Annotated in this window: 28 protein-coding genes; 25 read left to right on the top strand and 3 right to left on the bottom strand. The window is 57.8% G+C overall.

Translation table 11 applies throughout. The features are described 5' to 3' along the window. Nucleotides 1-117: 117 nt before the first annotated feature. From AC5V87_RS22995 to AC5V87_RS22970, 6 genes are all read left to right on the top strand, one after another. Nucleotides 118-465, top strand: a complete 348-nt coding sequence (locus AC5V87_RS22995) for a phage head closure protein (protein ID WP_495367847.1) — start codon at nucleotides 118-120, stop codon at nucleotides 463-465. A gap of 83 nt (nucleotides 466-548) precedes the next feature. Beyond that, nucleotides 549-1040 carry an HK97 gp10 family phage protein gene (locus tag AC5V87_RS22990; RefSeq protein ID WP_495367846.1) on the top strand — a complete coding sequence of 164 codons (492 nt, stop codon included), beginning with the start codon at nucleotides 549-551 and terminating at the stop codon, nucleotides 1038-1040. A 2-nt stretch (nucleotides 1041-1042) separates the two neighbouring features. After that, nucleotides 1043-1441 (top strand): DUF3168 domain-containing protein, encoded by a 399-nt coding sequence (locus tag AC5V87_RS22985; protein WP_495367845.1) that lies wholly within the window; start codon nucleotides 1043-1045, stop codon nucleotides 1439-1441. A 9-nt stretch (nucleotides 1442-1450) separates the two neighbouring features. After that, on the top strand, nucleotides 1451-1885 hold the full coding sequence (locus AC5V87_RS22980) for a phage tail tube protein (protein ID WP_495367844.1): 435 nt from the start codon (nucleotides 1451-1453) through the stop codon (nucleotides 1883-1885). After that, nucleotides 1885-2262, top strand: coding sequence for a hypothetical protein (locus AC5V87_RS22975; protein ID WP_495367843.1), 378 nt, complete (start codon nucleotides 1885-1887; stop codon nucleotides 2260-2262). The genes AC5V87_RS22980 and AC5V87_RS22975 overlap by 1 nt, the downstream gene beginning before the upstream one ends. Then, on the top strand, nucleotides 2226-2414 hold the full coding sequence (locus AC5V87_RS22970) for a phage tail assembly chaperone (protein ID WP_495371933.1): 189 nt from the start codon (nucleotides 2226-2228) through the stop codon (nucleotides 2412-2414). Before AC5V87_RS22975 ends, AC5V87_RS22970 begins: the two co-directional genes overlap by 37 nt. Before the next feature lie 2 nt (nucleotides 2415-2416). On the opposite strand, the gene AC5V87_RS22965 is transcribed toward AC5V87_RS22970, so the two are convergent. Beyond that, complete coding sequence (locus AC5V87_RS22965; protein WP_495367842.1) at nucleotides 2417-2617, bottom strand: hypothetical protein; 201 nt, start codon at nucleotides 2615-2617, stop codon at nucleotides 2417-2419. A gap of 127 nt (nucleotides 2618-2744) precedes the next feature. On the opposite strand from AC5V87_RS22965, the gene AC5V87_RS22960 reads away from it, so the two are divergent. The 11 genes from AC5V87_RS22960 to AC5V87_RS22910 are packed head-to-tail and all read left to right on the top strand — an operon-like array spanning nucleotide 2745 to nucleotide 14107. After that, complete coding sequence (locus tag AC5V87_RS22960; RefSeq protein ID WP_495367841.1) at nucleotides 2745-4937, top strand: phage tail length tape measure family protein; 2193 nt, start codon at nucleotides 2745-2747, stop codon at nucleotides 4935-4937. A 3-nt stretch (nucleotides 4938-4940) separates the two neighbouring features. Continuing rightward, nucleotides 4941-5315 (top strand): hypothetical protein, encoded by a 375-nt coding sequence (locus AC5V87_RS22955; protein WP_495367840.1) that lies wholly within the window; start codon nucleotides 4941-4943, stop codon nucleotides 5313-5315. Next, a complete protein-coding gene (locus AC5V87_RS22950) occupies nucleotides 5315-5839 on the top strand; it encodes a DUF1833 family protein (RefSeq protein ID WP_495367839.1) in 525 nt (174 codons plus the stop codon). The genes AC5V87_RS22955 and AC5V87_RS22950 overlap by 1 nt, the downstream gene beginning before the upstream one ends. Further along, nucleotides 5839-6255 carry a hypothetical protein gene (locus AC5V87_RS22945; RefSeq protein ID WP_495367838.1) on the top strand — a complete coding sequence of 139 codons (417 nt, stop codon included), beginning with the start codon at nucleotides 5839-5841 and terminating at the stop codon, nucleotides 6253-6255. Before AC5V87_RS22950 ends, AC5V87_RS22945 begins: the two co-directional genes overlap by 1 nt. Beyond that, a complete protein-coding gene (locus AC5V87_RS22940) occupies nucleotides 6255-9665 on the top strand; it encodes a host specificity factor TipJ family phage tail protein (RefSeq protein WP_495367837.1) in 3411 nt (1136 codons plus the stop codon). The genes AC5V87_RS22945 and AC5V87_RS22940 overlap by 1 nt, the downstream gene beginning before the upstream one ends. Continuing rightward, complete coding sequence (locus AC5V87_RS22935) at nucleotides 9665-10090, top strand: hypothetical protein (RefSeq protein WP_495367836.1); 426 nt, start codon at nucleotides 9665-9667, stop codon at nucleotides 10088-10090. The genes AC5V87_RS22940 and AC5V87_RS22935 overlap by 1 nt, the downstream gene beginning before the upstream one ends. After that, nucleotides 10090-10506 (top strand): hypothetical protein, encoded by a 417-nt coding sequence (locus AC5V87_RS22930; RefSeq protein WP_495367835.1) that lies wholly within the window; start codon nucleotides 10090-10092, stop codon nucleotides 10504-10506. The genes AC5V87_RS22935 and AC5V87_RS22930 overlap by 1 nt, the downstream gene beginning before the upstream one ends. Continuing rightward, nucleotides 10506-10913: a hypothetical protein gene (locus AC5V87_RS22925; RefSeq protein ID WP_495367834.1), complete on the top strand. Its 408-nt coding sequence runs from the start codon at nucleotides 10506-10508 to the stop codon at nucleotides 10911-10913. Before AC5V87_RS22930 ends, AC5V87_RS22925 begins: the two co-directional genes overlap by 1 nt. Before the next feature lie 2 nt (nucleotides 10914-10915). Further along, a complete protein-coding gene (locus AC5V87_RS22920; RefSeq protein ID WP_495367833.1) occupies nucleotides 10916-11347 on the top strand; it encodes a hypothetical protein in 432 nt (143 codons plus the stop codon). After that, nucleotides 11344-11712, top strand: coding sequence for a hypothetical protein (locus tag AC5V87_RS22915; protein ID WP_495367832.1), 369 nt, complete (start codon nucleotides 11344-11346; stop codon nucleotides 11710-11712). The genes AC5V87_RS22920 and AC5V87_RS22915 overlap by 4 nt, the downstream gene beginning before the upstream one ends. Before the next feature lie 19 nt (nucleotides 11713-11731). After that, complete coding sequence (locus AC5V87_RS22910) at nucleotides 11732-14107, top strand: LamG-like jellyroll fold domain-containing protein (RefSeq protein ID WP_495367831.1); 2376 nt, start codon at nucleotides 11732-11734, stop codon at nucleotides 14105-14107. Between the two features lie 7 nt (nucleotides 14108-14114). Here AC5V87_RS22910 and AC5V87_RS22905 read toward each other — a convergent pair whose 3' ends face one another. Further along, nucleotides 14115-15143: a class I SAM-dependent methyltransferase gene (locus tag AC5V87_RS22905; RefSeq protein WP_495367830.1), complete on the bottom strand. Its 1029-nt coding sequence runs from the start codon at nucleotides 15141-15143 to the stop codon at nucleotides 14115-14117. Beyond that, complete coding sequence (locus AC5V87_RS22900; protein WP_495367829.1) at nucleotides 15144-15605, bottom strand: Wzt carbohydrate-binding domain-containing protein; 462 nt, start codon at nucleotides 15603-15605, stop codon at nucleotides 15144-15146. 225 nt (nucleotides 15606-15830) lie between these two features. Here AC5V87_RS22900 and AC5V87_RS22895 point away from each other — a divergent pair, with 225 nt between their 5' ends. The 8 genes from AC5V87_RS22895 to AC5V87_RS22860 all read left to right on the top strand — a co-directional run bounded on the left by AC5V87_RS22895 (nucleotide 15831) and on the right by AC5V87_RS22860 (nucleotide 20055). Then, nucleotides 15831-16088, top strand: a complete 258-nt coding sequence (locus AC5V87_RS22895; protein WP_495367828.1) for a DUF7940 domain-containing protein — start codon at nucleotides 15831-15833, stop codon at nucleotides 16086-16088. Then, entirely contained in the window at nucleotides 16085-16840 is a 756-nt protein-coding gene (locus AC5V87_RS22890; protein ID WP_495367827.1) for a glycoside hydrolase family protein, read from the top strand. Before AC5V87_RS22895 ends, AC5V87_RS22890 begins: the two co-directional genes overlap by 4 nt. Continuing rightward, nucleotides 16837-17226 carry a hypothetical protein gene (locus tag AC5V87_RS22885; RefSeq protein WP_495367826.1) on the top strand — a complete coding sequence of 130 codons (390 nt, stop codon included), beginning with the start codon at nucleotides 16837-16839 and terminating at the stop codon, nucleotides 17224-17226. Before AC5V87_RS22890 ends, AC5V87_RS22885 begins: the two co-directional genes overlap by 4 nt. Beyond that, nucleotides 17223-17498 (top strand): hypothetical protein, encoded by a 276-nt coding sequence (locus AC5V87_RS22880; RefSeq protein ID WP_495367825.1) that lies wholly within the window; start codon nucleotides 17223-17225, stop codon nucleotides 17496-17498. Before AC5V87_RS22885 ends, AC5V87_RS22880 begins: the two co-directional genes overlap by 4 nt. Beyond that, entirely contained in the window at nucleotides 17498-17797 is a 300-nt protein-coding gene (locus tag AC5V87_RS22875; RefSeq protein ID WP_495367824.1) for a hypothetical protein, read from the top strand. Before AC5V87_RS22880 ends, AC5V87_RS22875 begins: the two co-directional genes overlap by 1 nt. A 119-nt stretch (nucleotides 17798-17916) precedes the next feature. Continuing rightward, a complete protein-coding gene (locus tag AC5V87_RS22870; RefSeq protein ID WP_495367822.1) occupies nucleotides 17917-19194 on the top strand; it encodes a hypothetical protein in 1278 nt (425 codons plus the stop codon). Nucleotides 19195-19384: 190 nt separating this feature from the next. Beyond that, on the top strand, nucleotides 19385-19810 hold the full coding sequence (locus AC5V87_RS22865) for a GNAT family N-acetyltransferase (RefSeq protein WP_495367821.1): 426 nt from the start codon (nucleotides 19385-19387) through the stop codon (nucleotides 19808-19810). Next, nucleotides 19810-20055 carry a hypothetical protein gene (locus tag AC5V87_RS22860; RefSeq protein WP_495367820.1) on the top strand — a complete coding sequence of 82 codons (246 nt, stop codon included), beginning with the start codon at nucleotides 19810-19812 and terminating at the stop codon, nucleotides 20053-20055. The genes AC5V87_RS22865 and AC5V87_RS22860 overlap by 1 nt, the downstream gene beginning before the upstream one ends. The last annotated feature ends 15 nt before the right edge of the window (nucleotides 20056-20070 follow it).

The raw sequence follows: 20070 nt of genomic DNA, 5'->3' as shown, positions 1-20070 counted from the left end.
GCGAAGCAGATCGGCCAACTTCTGCCACTCCTCTTTGCTCATGGCTTATGTGGGTCAGGGTCTCTCGGGCGATCGTATACCGAGTCGGCATAAAAACAATACGAAAACCGTACAAATGTGGCAAAATTGATGCAGGCCGGCCCCCTCAATAAGCGTGCGACGTTCCAGGCCCTGACCACCGCCCCAGATGGAGCTGGTGGTCAAACACAGAGTTGGGCCGATCACGTCACGGTCTGGGCGCAGCTGTCACCGGAGCGCGCTCGGGAAAAGATTCAGCAGGGGCGGATCGCCGACAGCCAGGCTGGCGTTCTGAGGGTGAGGTCTAGTGCCGCCACGCGGGCGATTAATGGGACCTACCGCGTGATTGTCGACGGCATCACTTACAACGTGCGTAGCCACGCGAACCCAGACCAGCGCAACGATATGTTGGAATTCATTGTCGAGACCGATGGCACAGCCCTGTAGCACCTGCATCAAACTACGCAAGGCCGCGTTTGCGGTCATTCGGACAGTGCTGCCGAAACCGAAGGAGGCAGAGGCCAAAGACGATGCCGGCCAGGTTCACCCCCCAAAGTCGTGACGCGGTAATCAAGCGGCTTCGAGATTTGGTCCCGCAGGCTGAAGCGCAAATTGCTAAGGCGCAAGAAGATTCGGCGAAAGAACTAGCAGCCGCCATACAGGCGAGAGCTCCGCGCAAAGGTGGTCAGTACCGGAACTCGATTATCGCGGCGAAAATCGCCGACAGAAACGACGCGAAAAAGCCGATCGGAATAAGCGATACGAAGGACCCGAACGCGTGGGGCATCTTCGCGGACTTCCTGTGGCGGTTCTTGGAGTTTGGCACCAGGCCTCACACTATCAAGGCCAAAAAGAAGCCTGCCCTTGTGTTCAACGTTGGTGGCAAGGTGGTGGTTACGCCGCAGGTGGCCCACCCAGGCATTGCCAAGCAGCCGCACATCTTCCCGACGTATCGAGAGTATCGCAAGCGCATTCGTAACCGCGTGCTTCGTGCCATCCGACAAGCCATTAACGGAAAATAGCAATGTCAGACGGCTCTTTCGAACTCCAGGCGGCGGTTTTCACAGCGCTCGATTCTCTGTCACCCCCTTTGGCCGCTGGCGGTGTGCACTCCCCAGCACCGCAGGATAATCCGCTTCCATATGTTGAGGTTGACGAGTTGGATTCTGTTGGAGCTGACGTTCAGGGTAGGGACGGCCTGACAGAGACTCTAACGATCCACGTTTGGACTGCGCCGGGATCATACGCCCCCGCCAAGCAAATCATTTCCAGAATACGCGACGCGCTGCATGCGCAGAAATTGACTGTCTCGGGTCGGTCGTATGCGTTCGCGATTGTAAGCAGCACCCGTGTTTTCAGCGACGCCGACGAAACATCAATCCACGGCGTCGTCACACTGACAGTCAATCATTTTGAGAACTAGGAGGGCCATATGGCTCAAGAGAATGCCCGCGAACTCGTGATCAAACGTGGCGACGGCGCTTCGCCGGAAGTCTTTTCGTTTGTTTGCGGTATCCGGACGCGATCCTTCAAGATGTCGAATGCGTCGATTGACACGACTGTTCCGAACTGCGCCGACCCTTCGCTGCCGATTGTCGCCACTGCGCGCCCGGGCCGGCAGACCATCGAGTTCTCCGGCAACGGTCTCTTTGACAGCAATGCGGCTGGCAAGGCTATCGCCGACGACGTCCGCAACCAGGCTATCAACGTGAATTATCAGGTGGTGGTCCCAGGCTACGGAACCTTCCAGGGACCGTTCTTCATCAGCGATTTTGAGTGGAGCGGTGACATGGAAAACCCGCTTGAGTTCTCTGCCACGTGGACGCCGCTCGACGCTTCGTTGCTGACCTTCACTGCGGAGGCCTAATGTCTTTGACGTACAATGGTGAGCGGGGTGAAGTCCCGCTCACGGTCGGCGGGGTGGATCTGGTTGTTGCCACGGAGATGAAGGGACTCGCAGCTCTCTCATCCCGCCTTGGTTTGCCCGGTTTTAGCGAGATGTACGGGAAGATTGCTAACGCTGAGATCAACGCCACCATGGCGGCTGTTGAGTGTCTCGCGATCAAGGGGGACGTGGAGAAGGCGCTTAAGGAAATGACGCTGGCGGACCTTCCTCGCTGCACCGAGGCGTTTATGATGTCGCTCGCCCACCACGCGCAAAAGGCCGCTGCGGGAAACGAGATGGCCGCCAAGACGGAAACGATGGAATCCCTTGGCGGCGATGGCAAGGGTTCGCCGCAGTAAGATTAGGCTGGTCGCCGGCCGAATTCTGGGCGTCGACGCTGACTGAGTTCACCTCATCCGTTGAGTTTTGGATGGAGGCGAACGGCGTAAGAACCGGTGGCCAGGCCATGACAGCAGATAGACTAGCTGAACTGAAAAAGAAGTACGGCTAGGTTTACTGGGCGCACTTGCGTAGTTCGGTGGTGAACGCATCGCCGGACTCAAGAAACTCATTAAGCGCTTTCGCTAGCGCGACGCGCTTTTCATCGAAACGGACCAAGGCTGGTTCCGCTCCGCTGCCCGCCAGTTCAAGGGCGGCCTTGGGCGTGTGGGTGCCCAGTCTGTCAACTGCTGCCTTCGTCTCGGCGGCTGACATCAGAATGCCTCTGGTTGGCGCCTGTAGGGCTCCGCAAAGAGCGGTGCCAGCCTCCGCTGGTATTGCCGCGCAGCCCAGCATTGCAGCGCACAAAGCCACCCTGATCATTCGTCTCTCCGTGGTGTAAATGGCTGACAACGAACAACTAATTTTATCTATCTCGGCCGACACGCGAGCAATGCAACGCCAGCTTGATAAGCTGGTAGGGCAGATCGGTACGGTTGACAATAGCCTTGGGAATGCCTTCACCAAGGCTCCCAAGAAGATTGACGACGTCACCAAGTCCCTTGGTGCGGCCAAATTCCAGACCGCCAACCTTGCTGCGCAGTTCCAGGACATTGCTGTCCAACTTCAGGGCGGGCAGAATCCCTTTACTATCGCACTGCAGCAGGGCACGCAGATCAATCAGGTGCTCGGGCAATCTGGTGCTGGTGGCGCCGTTGCGTTGCTTGGTAGCGCATTCAAGTCCCTGATTACGCCAACCAGCCTGGCTACTATCGGAGTCATTGCACTTGGCGGCGCGGCCGTGCAGTGGGCTGCCAAGGCCCTCGGCGCTGTGTCGGACCTCGACGACCGCATGAAAGCGCACGTCGAGTTGGTCAAGTCGCTGAAGGCTGCCTATGGCGATGCCGCAAAGGGCGTTGATACCTCCGTCAAGGAAAGTCAGGAGGTACTTAAGGCACTCCTGAGCATCTCCACCGATAAGCTGCAGAAGGATTTCCAGAGGCTTGCTCTGTCGGCTGCCTCGCCGGGCCAGCAGATGGCGCAGTTCGTCGACGAGTTCGGCCGGATCGTCGACACGGGTGCGGACAAGTTCGCCCCGTTCCGCAAGGCGATTGATGATTTCAACGCCTCGGTGAAGGCCGGCAAGCCGGACGTCGCGTCCTTCCGCGATGCCATTTCCGATACTGTTAATAATAGCCCGGACCAGAAAGTTCGCGCGCTCGGCGGCGAATTGCTGGAGGCCAGTAAAACGGCCGGCGAGCTTGCTAACAATCTGAAGGCGGTCGGTGCGGCCGGCAAGGAACTTGATGTTGCGGCGCTCGCTGCTGCGGCGATGAACAAGAGCTTCGCCGATGCGATGAAGACGCTTGGCGGCACTGTTTCGAAGAATCTTGATGATCGCGAGAAGATCCTCAAGAACTACGATGAGGTGATGAAGACCGCCAATTCTGATGACAAGCAGATTGCGGCGATGGCTGAGCGGGATAATCAGCTCGCAATCCTGTCGTACAACGAGCGCAAGAAAGCGGCGGAAGAGGCAGCTAGCGCTCAGGAGCAGGCAGTTAAGCACTTCCAAAGTGCGCTGAATAGCAACAACAAGCGCACCGCAGGCATTGAGGGCGAGATCGCAGCTCTTGGTCAGGGCGCTGGTGCGATTGCTAAGCTGGAGACGCAATACCGCCTCACTGAGCAGGCGCAGCAGGCTTTCGGTAAGGTGACGCCAGAGGTCGCAGCGAAGATCAATGCTGTTGCGTCAGCGGCAGGCAATGCTGCTGACGCCTTAGCGAAGGCCAAGGCAAGCAGCCAGATTGAATTCAGCGCAAAGACGTCGCTGCTGTCTGACGAAGACGTCAAGATTGCGCAACAGCTTTATGGTATCTATGGGAACAACGTCCCTGCCGCGCTCGATTCCAGCTACGCAGCCGCAATCCGGCTGAACGATGCCCTTAAGGGTGCTTCCTCGGCACTGTCGAACGATTTGACGTCCGGTCTTACTGATATCGTCTCTGGCGCAAAGTCAGCCAAAGACGGTTTCAGCGACATGGCGGCTGCGATCATCAAAGATATCGAGCAGATGATTATCAAGCTCTATATCGTTGGCCCACTGATGAAGAGCCTTCAAACTGGTTTTGGTTCGTTGATCCCGGGGGCAGGTGGCACTGCAGCGCCTACTGCTGGGGCAGGTGGCCTACCGGCGATCTACGCTGATGGCGGCTATACCGGTTCGGGCGGCAAATTCCAGCCTGCCGGTATCGTTCACAAAGGCGAGTATGTTTTCGATCAGGATAGCGTGAAGGCCGCAGGCGGCCCGGCGGCACTTGAGGCATTGCGTAAGCAGCTTCGTGGCTATGCCAGCGGTGGGTACGTCGGCGCGCCGTCCATTCCTGCCAACGACAGCGTCAAGGGCGGCGGTGGAGGTATCACGATCAACAACTACGGCGACAACCAGGTCACTGCGCAAAAGACGCCGAACGGCGGAACACTGATTTCTATTCGCAAGATGGTGGATCAAGCCGTGGGCGACTCCATCTCAAGCGGCGCTGGCCGTCGCGTGCTGTCCAAGCAGTATGGCGTCAAGCAATTCATGGGGTCGTAATAGATGACGATGCCAACATGGCCTGCTGGTGTTCCGATTATGCCGAGGCTGGATGACTTCCAGCCTGTTCAACGGATGTTGCCGCCGGTATCGACCGAAATGGAGGGCGGCAATGTACGCCTGCGCACTCGGCCCGGAGACAATGTAGGGACGCTTCCGCTTCGCGTGCGGATGACCTACGCGCAGTTCTCCACTTTCACAGCGTGGTGGAAGACGACGTTAAACAATGCGACCTCACGATTTACCGCGAACGTGTTTCTCAGTGATGGCTGCTACAACAAGGTTTGCCAGTTCACAAAGGACGGCATGCCGCAAGAGCAATTCGTAAGCAGCGGGGTGATTGACGTTTCGATGACTCTCCGGGTTTACGACATCTAATGCCAACTCATAGCGAAGCCCTGCAGGAGGCATATGCGTCTTGTCCGCCAAGCGCGCGTGTCTATTATACGCTGGAGATTTGGCAATCGTCCTTTGATGAGCCAGCCCGGATCGTCGCCAATGTTGGTGATGACATGGAGTTCGGCATAGAGGCTGGCGCGGTTCGTAATGGTGGTGAGAGTGTTACATTTATTGCCTGCCCTTTCGAGGCTGATTATCCGGAGCAACGCGAAGGACAGCCCCCGTCAACCACTATCAAGGTTGACAATGTTGGCCGCGAGCTGGTGCCGAAGATCCGCGCAGCTCAGAGCGTGCGCGAATATATCACGGTACTGTACCGCGAGTATCTCAACAGCGATTTGTCAGAGCCGGCGTATGGCCCTGTTGAATTTGAACTGCGCGAAGTCCAGATGGTTGGGACGACTCTAACCGGTACCGTGGTGGTGAAGAACCTGCAGAACAAGCGGTTCCCGCGCATCACCAAGAATTACGATTACGTGCAATTTCCGAGTTTGTTGCCGTAGTGACAGAGCGCTCCAAATTTCTCTCGGCACTTATCGGAGAGCCATGGTCCTGGCAGGGCGGCAATTGTTGGGACTTCGCCCGTCACGTTCAGCGAGCATTATTTGGGCGCGAACTGCCTGGCCTCACGGTCCCGTCAGATTTCAGCAAGCGATGGGTTCTTGCAGAGTTCTCCAACAATCCGGAGCGCGCCAACTGGTGTGAGGTGCCTGATGGTCCAGGCGGGCTCGTGACAGCCGCTGATGGTGCCCTTGTCTTGATGGCCCATCTTCGCTTCCCGGCACATATCGGCGTCTGGCTGCTGCCGGAGGGCCGCGTCATCCATTGCGACGATAAGACCGGTGTCGCCTGTGAGACGCCATTAGCGCTGCGCCAAATGGGCTGGCGGAAATTGACGTTCTTCGAGCCAAAAACCTGATGCACGGAACAGTTTCTAAAATACCGGCGCGCACCCGCAAGCGCCAGCCTGTCGTGCATGTCGTCATGCCAGGCGTAGAGGTCGCTCGCGCCGAGCCGCTGCCGCGCGAAACCGTGACGGCATTCCTACGTCGGTCTGGCTGGGCAACTCGAGATCGCAAGTATGGCTGGCAGTTCAAAAAGGGATTGCCGACCATCCTTGAAATAAACGGCGAGGCCGTGCTGCGCCGCGACTGGCGGCGTAAGCGCATCGCTGCAAACGACAGCGTACGCTTTGTGTCCTATCCGCTCGGCGGCAATGGTGGTGCCAAGCAGATTATCGGGCTGGTCGCGCTTGTGGCGGTTACTGCCTTCGCGGCGTGGGCCGGACCTGCACTCGCGACGGGTGTTCTAGGTCTGTCCGGAACTGCGGCCACGATCGCTGGAGGCGTCGCAACTGGCCTCATCGGGCTAGGTGGCGCACTCCTGATCAACGCGCTTGTCGCGCCAAAGGCTGGTGCTACCAACGCACCGGACGCAAAGCAGGACCAGATTTATTCCGCCGCGGCGCAGGGCAACGTCGCGAAACTCGGTCAGCCTCTGCCGGTATGGTACGGCCGCCTGAAGGATTATCCCGATTTTGCCGCTACGCCGTGGGGCGAATTTGTTGGCAATGACCAATACCTCAACGTGCTGCTGTCGGTCTCAATGGGCAGCATGGAGTATGAGGCGCTCTATATCGACGATACCACTCTTTGGACCGCTGGCAGCGGTGTCTCGGCGTCGTTCCCCGGCGCACAGGTTGCGTTTTACGAGCCGGGACAAGAGGTAACACTGTTCCCGACCAATGTTGACCAGTCGACAGAGGTCTCTGGGCAACAGTTGCCAGATGGTAGCGGGACAACTGGCGGGTTCTTCGTCGCCCCAACCGCGACTGTACCCGGCGATTGGATTGGACCGTTCGCTGCCAATCCTTCTGGCACGCAGGCGCAATCGCTGGCGATCGATTTTGTTATGCCGGCTGGTTGCGCGACATTCAATCAGACCAATGACGGGGCCAAAATCGGCTATGGATCTGTGCCGCTGACGGCGCAGTATTGTCCGATTGATGATGCCGGTGCCCAGATCGGGCCGTTCGCGACGCTGTTCTCTGGAACGTTCCTGTATGGGTCTACCAGCCCGATTCGTGACAGCCGCAAGGTCGATGTAGCGCCCGGCCGTTATGCCGTGCGCTTTCGCCGCGATGACGCGGCTTTCGCCAGTGACCGTGGCACCAACCAGGTCGTGTGGGCGGGCCTACGGTCTTTTCTGAAGGGCAGCAACTCCTTCCCGGATGTCTCGACCGTTGCAATTCGACTGAAGGCGTCCCAATCGACGCAGGGCTCTTTCAAATTTGGTGTCCTTGGCACGCGCAAGCTGCCGACATGGGACGGCTCAACGTTCACCACTAGGGCAACGCGCAGCCCGTCGTGGGCGTTCCTCGATGCCGTGACGAGCAGCCAGTACGGCTCTGGCCTGTCGGTCGCAAAAGTCGACTTCAGTGCTGTTGTCAACCATGCTGCCAACTGTGAAGCTCGCGGCGACACGTTCGACTATCGGTTCACTACAGCGACCGCAGTTCCCGAGGCGTTGGATAAAATATTGACGCCATCGCGGTCTCGGCATTTCTGGCTTGGCGATACCATTTCGGTCGTCCGCGACGAGTGGCGCGATGTGCCGACCATGATGCTGACTGACCGCGAGATCGTCAGAGATTCCACGCAGATCACGTTCACCATGCTGGGTGACGAGGATCCTGACGCGGTCATTGTCGAGTACATCGACGAGAATACTTGGCGGCCGGCACAGGTTCAGTATCCGCCCAACAGCGAGATATTTACGGCTCAAAACGCCGATCCGAGGCGTGTAGATGGTATTGTTAATCGCGAACAAGCGTTCCGCGAGTGCGCGTTTTACTATCTGCAATCGCTCTACCGTCGCGAGAATGTGCAAATTGGCACGGAGTACGAGGGCAGGGCGGTTACCTTCGGATCCGTCCTACGCATTCAATCTGAGTTGCCACAAAACTACGGCTACGGTGGTGCGGTCGTCGGCGTCTCTGGGCACACTCTCACGCTTAACCCTGCCCCAGCCTGGGATGCGGCCCCGTTCTACATTCGGATACGGCGGCCCAACGGCAAGTTCTTCGGGCCTGTAGCGTGTACGCAGGGCGGAGACAGCAGCCAGGCTGTGCTCAATGCGGCGAGCCTCTCGGCCGCGGAGGCTGCGCAATCAACCACGCTTGCTGACGTTCTTGCGCGCGAGGACGGTGCGGAATATCCATCCTTCGAGCTTGGTACCGGTGTCAGCGAGTCAAAGCTTTGCGTTGTGCTCAACGGCGCTCCGAGCGGCGATCACTGCACGCTGTCGTTGGTCGTCGACGACGAGCGGGTCCACACAACAGACCTAGGTGATCCGCCGGTTCTCCCCACGCCGCAATTTCCATCAGATGCGCGGGTGCCGCTTATCGTTGGGTTGGTGGCCTCATTCGGGCAGGGCATTGCGGAGCCGAAACTAAGTGCAAGCTGGTATCCCACGGCGGGAGCTGAATATTACATCGCCGACGTTTCCTATGACGGCGGGGTGAACTGGGCGCAGGTTTACGAGGGGGCCGACAATCAATTCCAGCAGGTAGTGACACCAGCGACGCTAAAACTGCGTGTCCAGGCTATCACCACTGGTAAGCTGCGCGGACCTTATGCGACCTTTGATCTCTCCGCACCTACCATTGTGGTGGCGCCTGGTACTGTCGCGCTTTCCTCAGTGATCGCAGGTATCAAATACCAACTGACGACTCTGCAGGACCAGTTCGGCGAAGAGTTGGGCCGTATCAGGCAGGAGATCGCTGCCGTAGTCTCCAATGCCACCACGCGCTCATGGCTGGATAAGAAGGAGGTCCGTTCGCAGCTAGCCGCGCGATCTGACGACGCTTTGGCGCAGATTGACGAAGTCAGGACAGTCGCTGTCGATACTCAGACAGCATTCGCAAGCTTTTCGACAGCTGCAACAGCGACTTTCGGCTCGACCACTGCGTTCGTAAGTCAAACGGCGAGCGCAATCGCCACATTCAACGGTTACGCTGCCGCAGCTTATACGGTGACGCTTGATGTCAACGGATACGTCACGGGGCTTGAGTTGCTCAACGGCGGGTCTGGCATCTCGTCATTCATCGTCACGGCCGACAAATTCCAGGTCGTTGCGCCGGGCCTTACTCCCCAGGCGATGTTCACGGTTGGCACCATTGGCGGAGCCACGAAAGTTGGCATCAGCGGCGCTCTCATTGTCGACAGATCGATTACGAGCCTTGGCACGGTGACGTCTGGCGCTCTTGTCGGGCTCAGTGGCAAAGTAAACTTCAATCTCAATAGCGGTACGTTGATCATCTCGGACTAATGGCAAAGCGTATCTATATCTCCTCAGATCGAGTTACCGTATCGAAGCCCGGGTACGATGCCGAGAGCCCGCCCGCGGTAGACTACAAATATCTGGCTCTGGATTCGCGCCTTCAGTCTGGTCGCCCATTAGAGATCGGGTCCGTCGCTGGATATTCGATCAATAATCCCATCAATTTTGCAACGACGTATCCGGCCGTTCCTGCGGTCGATGTCATGCTCTGGAATGTAAGCGGATTTGGTTATTCTTACGCCAGCGGTGTCGTGTTTCGCGATTCGACCAGCGGTGTCAGCGTCCAGCGGACGCCATATTATCTCTCCATCAGCACCACTCAGCTATTCATCACCGACGACATGACGTGGGCGCGATCTGTTTTGGCGAGCGGAACGCATAACGTATTCTATGTGGTCTGGCAGAACTGGTAATGACACAGCGTTTTCTCGCAGGGTTGCATCCCGGTTTCGGCGCGATGGGCATCTGGCTGTCAAAGCCAGGAGTCGATGTTGCAATTGCAGGTCCGGCCGCCAACTTCATTCTGCGTTCCGATATCAAGTATGAGCAGATCGTTCTGTCCGGCCAGATCGCGGTGCCATCTGGATCGACTCCAACCGTGGCTCTGCCTACCGACCTCGTGAAGCACCCATACGTGATGCTCAAGGGTAACACCAGCTTCAACGTAGAATATCCGAGTGACCTCGGCGCAGCCGCGCCTGGCGGCGCGGAGTCGAACGATGTTGCGGCAGTGTGCGTCATCTTTGGTAATCAGTTGAGCTTTTCCAACAACACCCCCCAAACGGTCGTTGTCACCTACATGGTCTTCAATCGTAGCGTCGGAAGCTGATGGTTCAGCGTGTTCTTATTCAGGGCGGGCAAGCGAGCGCCATGCGCGTCAGCATGCCCGGCATCGAAGTTACGACCGCGGACGTCGATCAGACCGTGTTCGACTCCCGCTGGTCTGGTCTTATTCCCTACCGAACAGGTACGCTCACCAGCGCGAATGACGCGGCAACCACGTTCTTTTTCGGTGAGACGCTGGATCAGACGCCGATGTGCGTCTGCCATTGCATTACCTTGAACGCTGGAGTGCCTACAAGCACAGGACGATTCACGCCGAATATGTATCGCGGCAACGGCGTCGATCAGTGGTGGTATGTCTTGGTGACAACCTCATATCTTCAGTTCCGATCAAAATTCGGAGCTCAAGCGTCGCAAATGTGGTTCAACCTATTCAAGCGAGTCGGAGGTTAGTCGTGCTCGTCGTCTACCAACCGGACGGTTTCATCAACCAGTGCATCTTCCAAGCGGATTGCACTCTGGAAATTCTTTCCGAGCGCTACAAGGAGATGGGAACGCCTCACCTACTATATGACGGGCCTGGCGACATGCTGTCCCTATACGTCGATGTGTCGAGCGAGCCGCATCGCGTAGTGCAGAAGCGCGATATCAGTATTACCGGCGATATCCGGCCAGTAAGGGCCGATGGCATGGATGCGCTAGAGCTACAGGTCGAACCTGCTAACATGGACATCACCGTCTCGTTCGACACTCATGTAATCCATCAGGAAAGCGTAATAGACGGCAAGATCGAGTTCGCTAGTCATCAGGCCGGCACTTATCAGATCACGCTCGACGCCGGCCCACGTTACCTGAGCGCCAAGATCACCATCGAGGCGGTGGAATGAAGATCAATGCCAACCCCATGACGCAACTCGTCAAGAAAGCTGAGCGGCGCATCAATCTCTATTGCACTGCCACGCTGCTTGATCTCGCTCACGAACGGAAGCGGCAGATAGCGCAGGAGGTTATTCGTGGAGCGGAGCCGCCTGATGAGTTCGTCAAGGCTGCAGAGATTGAGGGTATTTCGCCCCAGGGGCTTGCGGCGATCATTGTCGCAAAACCTGATGAGATGATGGAGCGAGAGAACGCGCGACGCGCCATGATAGTTGCAGTGCGGGCCGCCAAGACCCCGGCAGCGATCGACGCCATTCTTGTCGAGAACAAGGTGCCTGGGTATCCGGCCGATAATTTGCAGGAACTTCTGCCATAACATTTTCTAGGACATCACATTGACCGCACTCTCTTCATACTCCACGGGCACGGTTTCTGTTGCCGCTGACGGCACCACCGTTACGGGCTTAGGGCCCATCTGGCTAACCGCAGGCAATGTCAAGCCTGGCGACTTGTTTCAAAGCGGGCATTTCTGCGTCCCTATCACTGACGTGACGGATGACACGCATTTGGTCATCACGCCATGGCCTGGTGCAACGCTGAGCGGCGCGTCGTACACGATTTGGAAGGTGTCGCAGCAACGTATCGTCGGCGAGACTTACGCGCGGGACGTCGACAAGCTGGTTGCGGCGCTAAATACCAGCGGTTTCTTTGTGTTCGTGGCCGTTGGCGCGACCGCGCCTGATCCGTCGCTCGGCGATGACGGGCAGTATGCATTCCAGCCGTCTAGTGGCAAGACTTGGGTGAAATCGGCGGGCGTCTGGACGTTCATCGGCATCTACAAGGCGTTTCAGCTCAAGGGCGCCTGGAGCAATGCGACCGCTTACAGCGTGGGCGACGTCGTGACGCTCTCGGGGTCGAGCTATGCATGCGTGCTCGATCACACTAACCACGGTCCGCCGAACACGACCTATTGGCAGTTGCTGGCGAGTATCGGGAACACCGGACTGACCGGGGCGACCGGCCCAGGCTATGGCGGCACGTCGACCACGTCGCTGACGATCGGTACAGGCTCAAAGGCGTTCACTACGCAAGCAGGTCTAGCCTACACCAACGGCGCACGCATTCGCGCTAGTTCTGCAGCGAATACATCCAATTGGATGGAAGGTCTTGGGACGTACAGCGGCACGGCGCTGACCATCAATGTCGACAAGACCAACGGAAGCGGGACGTTTGCCGACTGGAATCTGAACATTGTTGGCCAGCCGGGTGCGGGCGACCTGTCGAGCGCGAACAACCTTTCGGAATTGTCGGCGACGGCTACGACGGCGCGTGCAAACATCGCTGCGGCGGCATTTCTCAGTCCAGAACTGGCGTACTGGAAGGATCGAGCAGCGCTGCTCGATCCCGCCGCCTATGTTTACTGGCAGGGCGCATATTGGTCTGTCACCGTGCCGGCAGGCGAAACGTGGTACGTCGTCAATGCTTGGTTTGCGAACCTCAATGGTTCGACACAATGGTTCCATCGGGAGTTGGCGACGACTGAGGTTATGGCCGTTCCTGCCGGGACTGTCCTTGCATCAGGAGGGTCGAGCGGCTCGTTTCTCTATGTTTGTCGCCCCGCACTGGTGATTTCCGACAGCGCCTATAACGCTCCGAAAGAGCTGTACTACAGTCGGCTAAACGCGCTTCGCGGCTACACCATCAGCCGAACACAGGCAGCCATTACAGCCGGGACCACTGTAGGGCAGGTTGCAAAGACGGCCTTCCCGACAGATTTCGACGACGGCCTCGCCCTGCAAATCTCCACCATGGATATGGCGTGGTCTGTGCTGTTCAACGCCGTGGGTGGTGGGGGATTGAACACCGCTGGCGAGATTTCCGACGCTCACGAGATCCGCTTTACCAAGACCCTCATGACACCGTGGTCTAGGGCGTTGTTCCCTGTGCTGGGCGCGCAGGCATCAAATGCTCTTGGAAACGGTACCGATGCTGCATTAGGAGGTTTCAGCGTTCTGTCTTACTACAAGCTGCCGGGCACCTGGCGGACGGCTTCTCCGATCAAGCCATATCGGGCGGCGGTGATGGCTGACAATCCCATCGTTTATTACCCGTTCGACGAAACGACAAGTACGACCGCCACCAACAACGGCTCGGCGAGTCTTAATGCTAGCTATTCTGGCGCTGCGATCCGCGGTGGTATCGGCGCGGCTGGCGAGGGAGGAACGTCGGTTTATTTGCCGGACAGCACCTCTTTGATCACCATTCCGAGCTCGTCCACATTCGATTTTGGGAGCAGTGATTTCACAATGGAGTTGTGGGTCAACTTCGCGACGTTGCCCTCCAGTTCTGCCTCCTATAATCCATGGGTAGTTAACGGTTGGGTTACATCAGCGAATGCGACTCATTTGTCATTTTTGCTGGGTGTATTCAGCAATAAGCTTCAATTCCTTGTGGGCAGTACCGACGCCACGACGGCAGCAATCGCCAGCACGATATCGCTTGTGACGGATAAATATTACCACGTCATTTTCGGGCGGGCGTCCGGCAACCTTTTTATCCGAGTTGTAGGCCAAGAAGCGAGGCAGACGCTCGCTTATGCAAAAACGCTGACGACGCGCAGCACGGAAGCAGTCTGGCTTGGTGGTGGCACCAACAACGGCACGGATCGCCCATTCCCTTTGAATGGCTTCATTGACGAGTTTGCATTGTATTCGTCCCTGACAGACGCAAGGGCAGACGCGCACCATGCCGCCGCGCTTGGTTGGACTTGATTGGCGTCTACTCCGCCGCCTGGTGCGCGCGCTCTGCAATTGGCTTTGATGCTCGCCCCTCAATGCCATTCCAGCCGTGGTGCACGTCGATCGCGTCCAGCCCGCAGTCGGCGAAAATCTGTCGAAAGGACTCGACGGACTGCGGCGTGTCGTACTTGGGCGAAAGGAAGTCGAAGATGTCGAGGACGGCGAACTCCTTGTAATATTTTTCGTCCATCCCGGTCATGCGTTGCCGATATTCGTCGATCATCAAGCCGCGCATCAGATCGGGGCCGTTTGGCCGATCGCGTACCATCTTATAGAGAGGGAACATCACCGCGACGTAGGCGCGCACAATCTTGTGGAGAACGTGCGGGGGCAACGTCGGGAGGAGCCTTCGGAATCGGTATTTGGCCCGCAACAGTTTATGGCCGCCGCCAAGGTGCGGATCGGGCTCGATATAGGAATCGGCCGCGAGAGCGCCGCCGGGTTTGAGGATTTCGGCCAGCCGGCGAATTCCGGCCTTCGGATCTGGAGTGTGTTGCAGGACGCCAAAGCAAAAGGCTTTGTCGAACGTCTCAGGCTTGAACGGCATTTCAAAGAGGCTGGCCTGAAGGAACAGGCTGTTTGGATTGTGCCCGACGTTCTCGCGGGCCTTCTCGACGCTGTTGGAAAGATCGAAGGAGACAACCGTTGCGCCGGTCTCCAGTGCAAACGGGGTAATGGCGCCGGGGCCGCATCCGGCTTCGAGTATGAGTTGGCCTGACAGGTTGCTGCCCCATCGGGTTTCCTGGGTGAAGCGCTGTCGATACGCAGAAAAATTCGACATCGAGCTATGCAGGATGTCGGGATGCTTTTCCCATTCGACGGTAAAATTAGAGGCGTATCCGTCGTCAGCAACGAAGCGTGGAATGAAAGACCTGATCGGATAGGACCGACCAGCTTCACTGGCCAAGGTACCGCGCTTGACGAAATCGCCGTCCATTTCGCTGGTCGTGAGACGCAGGGGTGTCTTGTCGACGGGGCAAGCCAAAAGCGACAGGTGTGAAAGGTGCATTCAGGCCTCGGCAACTTTTGTGAGGGAGACAAGCTGGCTACCCAAGTCGCAGATCCCGTCGTCCCTGTCAGAGACGACGACAAAAGGCATCGCGTCGTGGACGTAGTCGAGCATGACGTAGTTGTGCACCTCCTCCTCTGGGGTCAGGACTTCGGCGATGCCCGCCGACAAGTAATAGATCCCGAGCGCGAGTGTCGGCCGCAATGTGAAGCGCGACGTTTTGGCCTCGCCCTCGGCGAAGTGAAGAAAGTGCCCTTGAATTGCGGACGAGGTTCCGTAGACCACAAGTCCGTTTCCGAGCTTGATGTTGTAGCCAATGCTGGCGTTTTTGACCGCCGCTGATGCCTTGCTCGTGATCTCGATTGTATAGCTCCCGTCATGGTCGAGGGCTTTGACGGCGTTGCCGCTGCTGTCGACAATCCTGGTCGAGAGTATCTGTAGCGCCTTAGGTTTCTCGGTCATTCGATCTCGCCGTTCTACTCGGAAGGGTCGTCCATATCAGAGTGCCGGGAGTCTCGGGTCTAGCGTCGGTTCAGGGCCGGTGCAAGGTGGCTAACCCCGAGCGGGCCGTGTTCCAGATTCCCGAGATCGCTCCGTTTGGCGACTTGACACCCGCCACAGATTGATCCTGCGCGGCTGAATCGCCTCGCCCTACACCACCAGAACCTCCATCACAAAGGACCGCAAATGTCCCCCATTTCTTGGGTGCGCAGCCGCGCGCCCACGCTCATTGATAATTGGCGCACTGATCTGCATCGGCTTTGGTCGGTGCGCGCTAGCCTTTTCATGTTCGTCCTGACGGGTGCTGTACTCGGTCTGGCGGCTTTCGTCGACGTGTTTAATCCGTGGTTTTTCCTCGCGCTGAGCTGCGCTGGGTACGGCCTAATTGGTTTTCTGAGGCTGGTTAAGCAGGTGCCGCCCGCTGACATCGGGGGCGGTGCATGAGCGCCCGCAAGACAGCAATCACGGTTGCCAGTGCCGCCGCTCTCGCAATGGTGCTGCCTGCCGTCAAGAAGTCCGAGGGCTACTGGCCTACGGTCAAGGTCGACACCATCGGCACGGGCAGGCCGTGCACTGGCGGCTACGGCGAGACCGAAGGCGTGAGGTGCGGCGAAACCCACGATGAAAAGTTTTGGTCTGACCGGCTTGTCGTTCGTCTGCGCGAGTATGACGCGAGGATTGGCGAGTGCATCAAGGTTGATGCTCCAGATAGTGTCCGCGCGGCTATGATTACCACCTCATACAACGCTGGCACTGGGGCTGTGTGCAAATCGCCTATGGTGGCTGCGATTAATAGGGGCGACTTCAAGGGTGCCTGCGCGGCGCTGCTAACTTCAAAGATCGTTGACGGCAAGCTGGTCTACACCGGGTGGTACATCCGTGCACAGGGTAAGGTCGTCAAGGGCCTGATTAATCGGCGTCGTGACGATCAGAAGATGTGCTTTTCATATCTCAATGGGGCCCCGGCAGCAGATCGAGCCATCAAGGCTCGTGCTGCGCAACTGGACGCGGATAGGGCGCAGAAGGCTGCAGAACAAGCCGCAGCAGAGGCAGCCATCAAGGTGCCGGATGGCCCGCCTTGTTACGGGCAAGCGGTCGATGACAAGACGTACACAGCCCATCCCGAATGTCGCACTCCTGTCAAGCCTGCGCCTGCCCCGGCTAGGCCAGCGTGGCACAAATGGATTTTCAAATGATCTGGCTAATGTCCTATGTCGCATCGAACTACGCACTCATCATAGCTGTCACGCTCGGCGTGATCGCGCTGGCCGTAATCGCGTGGTTCGCAAAAAACTGGAAGGTAGCCGTTGCAGCGGGCGCTGTCCTTATCGCCGGCTTCACATACCAGCAGATTGACCACAACGCCTATAGCAGGGCGCAGGCGGAACAGAACGCGCGCGAGGTGGCAGTTCTGAAGGGCTGGATCAAGACCCTTGAGAGCGCGAACGAGGCAGACGCCAAGCGAGCTGCGGGCGATGCCGTTGAACTGGACGCGCTACGCGATAAGGCAGCCCAGACGCCAGCGAACGACACGGCATGCCTGCCGGAAGATGCAGCTAAGAGGGCAGGGGATATTAGATGAAACGAACCGTGGCGGCTGTTGTGGCCGCGCTGACGCTGGCCTTGGCTGGATGTGGCCAACCGGGCGCGACCGTCTCAGGCAGCCTTCCTGTTGTGCCGGCAGACATCCAGACGTGCTTTCGCTCGGGGCCAGTCAGGGTGCCACAGAAAGTGCTGTCAGTGGCCGAAGTGGAGTCCTTGTGGAAGCAGGACCGGGTGCATGAAGTCGTGCTCCAGCGCTGCGGCAAGCGGTTTCTGGCGTGGTATGGCGACCTTCGGAAGGGCTGGCGCTGATGGGTTGGGAGATTCCGGCCGGCATTGTCGTTACCGTGGTTCTAGCCGTGGCTGGCTGGGTCTGGAAGTTGGCCACCAGGCTGGCCCAGGCCGAGGCGAGCACCAAGGCCGCTGAAATACTCGCCTCTGCGGCTTCTGTGAAGGCAAGTAACCTTGAACGGGATCTTGCCGAACACCGCGAGCATGTGGCCGCTGAGTACGTCTCGCGAGCTGCTATGTCCGACGTAACCACGGCCATCAACCGGCTTGGGGACAGACTCGATAACTTTTTTCTCCAGTTCGTCCGCAAGCCGGAGTGATTCGGCTGACATCGCTGTGCATGGCCGGGACAAAATCCCGGCCATTATTTTCTCGGGCGCATTTAGCGTTTTTGCCGCCAAGCAACACTGTTGAATATTGCACCAACTAGCGGAGCACCATGCCTACACCGCCGATTTCAGATGAAGATATCGAGACTGCCATTGCGGCGGTGCGCGAGCATGGCGGCAAGTCAGCCGCAGCCGTGGCCCTGGGGTGGTCGCGGGCCAAGGTTCAGCGGCACATCAAAAGGGCCAACGAGCGCGGCATGATGGGCACCGAACCGGTGCTGGACGGCTATTACATTTCCAAGGAAACGGCTGTCTACAACCAGCACGGCGATCTGGTACGTGAGTTCATCCAGCAGAAGCCGGAAAAAGGCGAGGAATTCGCTGTCCCCGAAGGCCACGCCATTAAGGGTATCTCTGCGCTTGTCGATCCGTCTGGCCGCGAGATCGTCAAGTGGATTAAGACACGAGAGGAGACGGGCGGCAGTAAGCTGTTAGCCGCACTTGAGGCCGCAATCGCGGACTACAATGGATGTACTGGCCTCCCTCCTGCGCCGGCCTATACCAGCGCAGAGACGCTGACGGTTTATCCGATAGTTGATTTGCATCTTGGCCTCTACGCATGGGCAGCAGAAACTGGCGCCAGCTTTGACCTTGATATTGCTTCCGAACTTCTGCGTGGCTCGGTAAAGAATCTGGTGGCGAGGTCGGCCAATAGCGAGACGGCCATCGTGCTTGATCTCGGGGATTACTTCCACACTGACAGCAGCCGCAATCAGACTGAGCGAAGCAAGAACGTTCTGGACGTCGACACCCGATATGCGCGCGTCCTCCAGGTTGGCTACGAGCTCGTTGTTGAGTGCGTTGAGCTTGCGCTCCAGAAGCATCAATACGTGATCTATCGCAAGTTGCCCGGAAACCATGACGAGGAATCAAGCAAGCTGCTGGCAGTTGCCATTGCTGCGCATTTTCGCAACGAGCCTCGCGTCACGGTTGACACCAACCCCAGCCGCTTCTTTATGCACCGGTTCGGCAAGGTGATGGTGGCCGCAACTCACGGCGATATGCTCAAAATGGGCGACATGTCGGGGTACATGGCGACGAACTGGCCGCGCGAATGGGGCGAAACCGAATTCCGATACGGATACACCGGTCATGTCCACCACGACCGCGCTAAGGTGCACAATGGCGTGAAAGCAGAGAGCTTCAACACCCTGACCGCAAAGGATGCATGGCACGCTGGTATGGGATTCTCGTCGCCTCGCACGGCTGTTTCAATCACCCTGCACAGGGACTACGGCGAGATTGACCGGCTGACGGTTAGCCTGCCGATGCTCAACGGCGCTCCTGTAGCGGCCAATGACAACGAGCCCGTGCGAAGGGCGGCGTGATGGCCAAGGTGAAAATAACCGAGAGTGATTTGCTGACGATCCTTGAGGTTGCGCGACGTGTGGCGGCCAGAACGGGTCGCATAGCAGTGCCTCGTTGGGATCGCATTGAGATTGTGCAAGCAGTTAGTGGGGCTGACCTGCAGATTTTAAACGACAGCATCCAGCCTACTAAGGCCGTTGGTGCCGTCCCGTGACCTATATCATCCGCGAAGTCGACGGCGAAGACGAAGACATTGCCGAAACTCTTGATGAGTTGCACGACGCGTGTTTCCTCGATACCGCGCCAAAGGTCAAATACTACGGCCACTGGTGGCTGGCCTATCACGGCAAGGATCCGGTTGGATTCGCTGGCATAGTGCCAAGCTCTATCGGGCCTGGCGTCGGCTATTTGAAGCGCGCTGGTGTTCTGCCTGCGCATCGAGGGCAAGGGTTGCAGCGCCGCTTGCTGAAGGTGCGTGAGCGAAAGGCGCGTCAGCTGGGCTGGACCTCAATTATAACGGACACGACCGACAACGTGCCTAGCTCAAACAATCTGATCAAGGCCGGATATCTCTTGTTTAAGCCTGAGCCTTGGGCGCTTCCGCAGAGCTTATATTGGATGAAGGAGTTGCGGTGATGTTCTGGCGAAAAAAGAAGACTGAGACCAAGACTACATTGGAATTTGAAGAATATGTGCCAAGAAAAATTGGCGATTCCGTCAAGCTTGGTGTTGCCATCATGGCTGAAGGAGAAAATTTTAATTACTCGACGTTTTACGTTGCAGAGTTGGGCAAGATAACTTGGCTGGGGAGTAAGGACGAGTTCTTCAGTCTTGTGCGCAACGCCGCTCGCTCCGCTACGAAAATTACGGGGGCAGCGTGATGCCAAAATACGAAA

This window comes from Bradyrhizobium sp. SOJA106, from assembly GCF_059448745.1.
The sequence above is the reverse complement of the archived record's forward strand: the minus strand, read 5'-3'. Positions and strand labels throughout refer to the sequence as shown.

Excerpts from the sequence above, each read along its gene's own strand:
- AC5V87_RS22990 (WP_495367846.1), top strand. The coding sequence starts at position 549 with ATGCCGGCCAGGTTCACCCCCCAAAGTCGTGACGCGGTAATCAAGCGG.
- AC5V87_RS22985 (WP_495367845.1), top strand. The coding sequence starts at position 1,043 with ATGTCAGACGGCTCTTTCGAACTCCAGGCGGCGGTTTTCACAGCGCTC.
- AC5V87_RS22980 (WP_495367844.1), top strand. The coding sequence starts at position 1,451 with ATGGCTCAAGAGAATGCCCGCGAACTCGTGATCAAACGTGGCGACGGC.
- AC5V87_RS22975 (WP_495367843.1), top strand. The coding sequence starts at position 1,885 with ATGTCTTTGACGTACAATGGTGAGCGGGGTGAAGTCCCGCTCACGGTC.
- AC5V87_RS22965 (WP_495367842.1), bottom strand. The coding sequence starts at position 2,617 with ATGTCAGCCGCCGAGACGAAGGCAGCAGTTGACAGACTGGGCACCCAC.
- AC5V87_RS22960 (WP_495367841.1), top strand. The coding sequence starts at position 2,745 with ATGGCTGACAACGAACAACTAATTTTATCTATCTCGGCCGACACGCGA.
- AC5V87_RS22955 (WP_495367840.1), top strand. The coding sequence starts at position 4,941 with ATGACGATGCCAACATGGCCTGCTGGTGTTCCGATTATGCCGAGGCTG.
- AC5V87_RS22950 (WP_495367839.1), top strand. The coding sequence starts at position 5,315 with ATGCCAACTCATAGCGAAGCCCTGCAGGAGGCATATGCGTCTTGTCCG.
- AC5V87_RS22940 (WP_495367837.1), top strand. The coding sequence starts at position 6,255 with ATGCACGGAACAGTTTCTAAAATACCGGCGCGCACCCGCAAGCGCCAG.
- AC5V87_RS22935 (WP_495367836.1), top strand. The coding sequence starts at position 9,665 with ATGGCAAAGCGTATCTATATCTCCTCAGATCGAGTTACCGTATCGAAG.
- AC5V87_RS22930 (WP_495367835.1), top strand. The coding sequence starts at position 10,090 with ATGACACAGCGTTTTCTCGCAGGGTTGCATCCCGGTTTCGGCGCGATG.
- AC5V87_RS22925 (WP_495367834.1), top strand. The coding sequence starts at position 10,506 with ATGGTTCAGCGTGTTCTTATTCAGGGCGGGCAAGCGAGCGCCATGCGC.
- AC5V87_RS22915 (WP_495367832.1), top strand. The coding sequence starts at position 11,344 with ATGAAGATCAATGCCAACCCCATGACGCAACTCGTCAAGAAAGCTGAG.
- AC5V87_RS22905 (WP_495367830.1), bottom strand. The coding sequence starts at position 15,143 with ATGCACCTTTCACACCTGTCGCTTTTGGCTTGCCCCGTCGACAAGACA.
- AC5V87_RS22900 (WP_495367829.1), bottom strand. The coding sequence starts at position 15,605 with ATGACCGAGAAACCTAAGGCGCTACAGATACTCTCGACCAGGATTGTC.
- AC5V87_RS22895 (WP_495367828.1), top strand. The coding sequence starts at position 15,831 with ATGTCCCCCATTTCTTGGGTGCGCAGCCGCGCGCCCACGCTCATTGAT.
- AC5V87_RS22890 (WP_495367827.1), top strand. The coding sequence starts at position 16,085 with ATGAGCGCCCGCAAGACAGCAATCACGGTTGCCAGTGCCGCCGCTCTC.
- AC5V87_RS22885 (WP_495367826.1), top strand. The coding sequence starts at position 16,837 with ATGATCTGGCTAATGTCCTATGTCGCATCGAACTACGCACTCATCATA.
- AC5V87_RS22880 (WP_495367825.1), top strand. The coding sequence starts at position 17,223 with ATGAAACGAACCGTGGCGGCTGTTGTGGCCGCGCTGACGCTGGCCTTG.
- AC5V87_RS22875 (WP_495367824.1), top strand. The coding sequence starts at position 17,498 with ATGGGTTGGGAGATTCCGGCCGGCATTGTCGTTACCGTGGTTCTAGCC.
- AC5V87_RS22870 (WP_495367822.1), top strand. The coding sequence starts at position 17,917 with ATGCCTACACCGCCGATTTCAGATGAAGATATCGAGACTGCCATTGCG.
- AC5V87_RS22860 (WP_495367820.1), top strand. The coding sequence starts at position 19,810 with ATGTTCTGGCGAAAAAAGAAGACTGAGACCAAGACTACATTGGAATTT.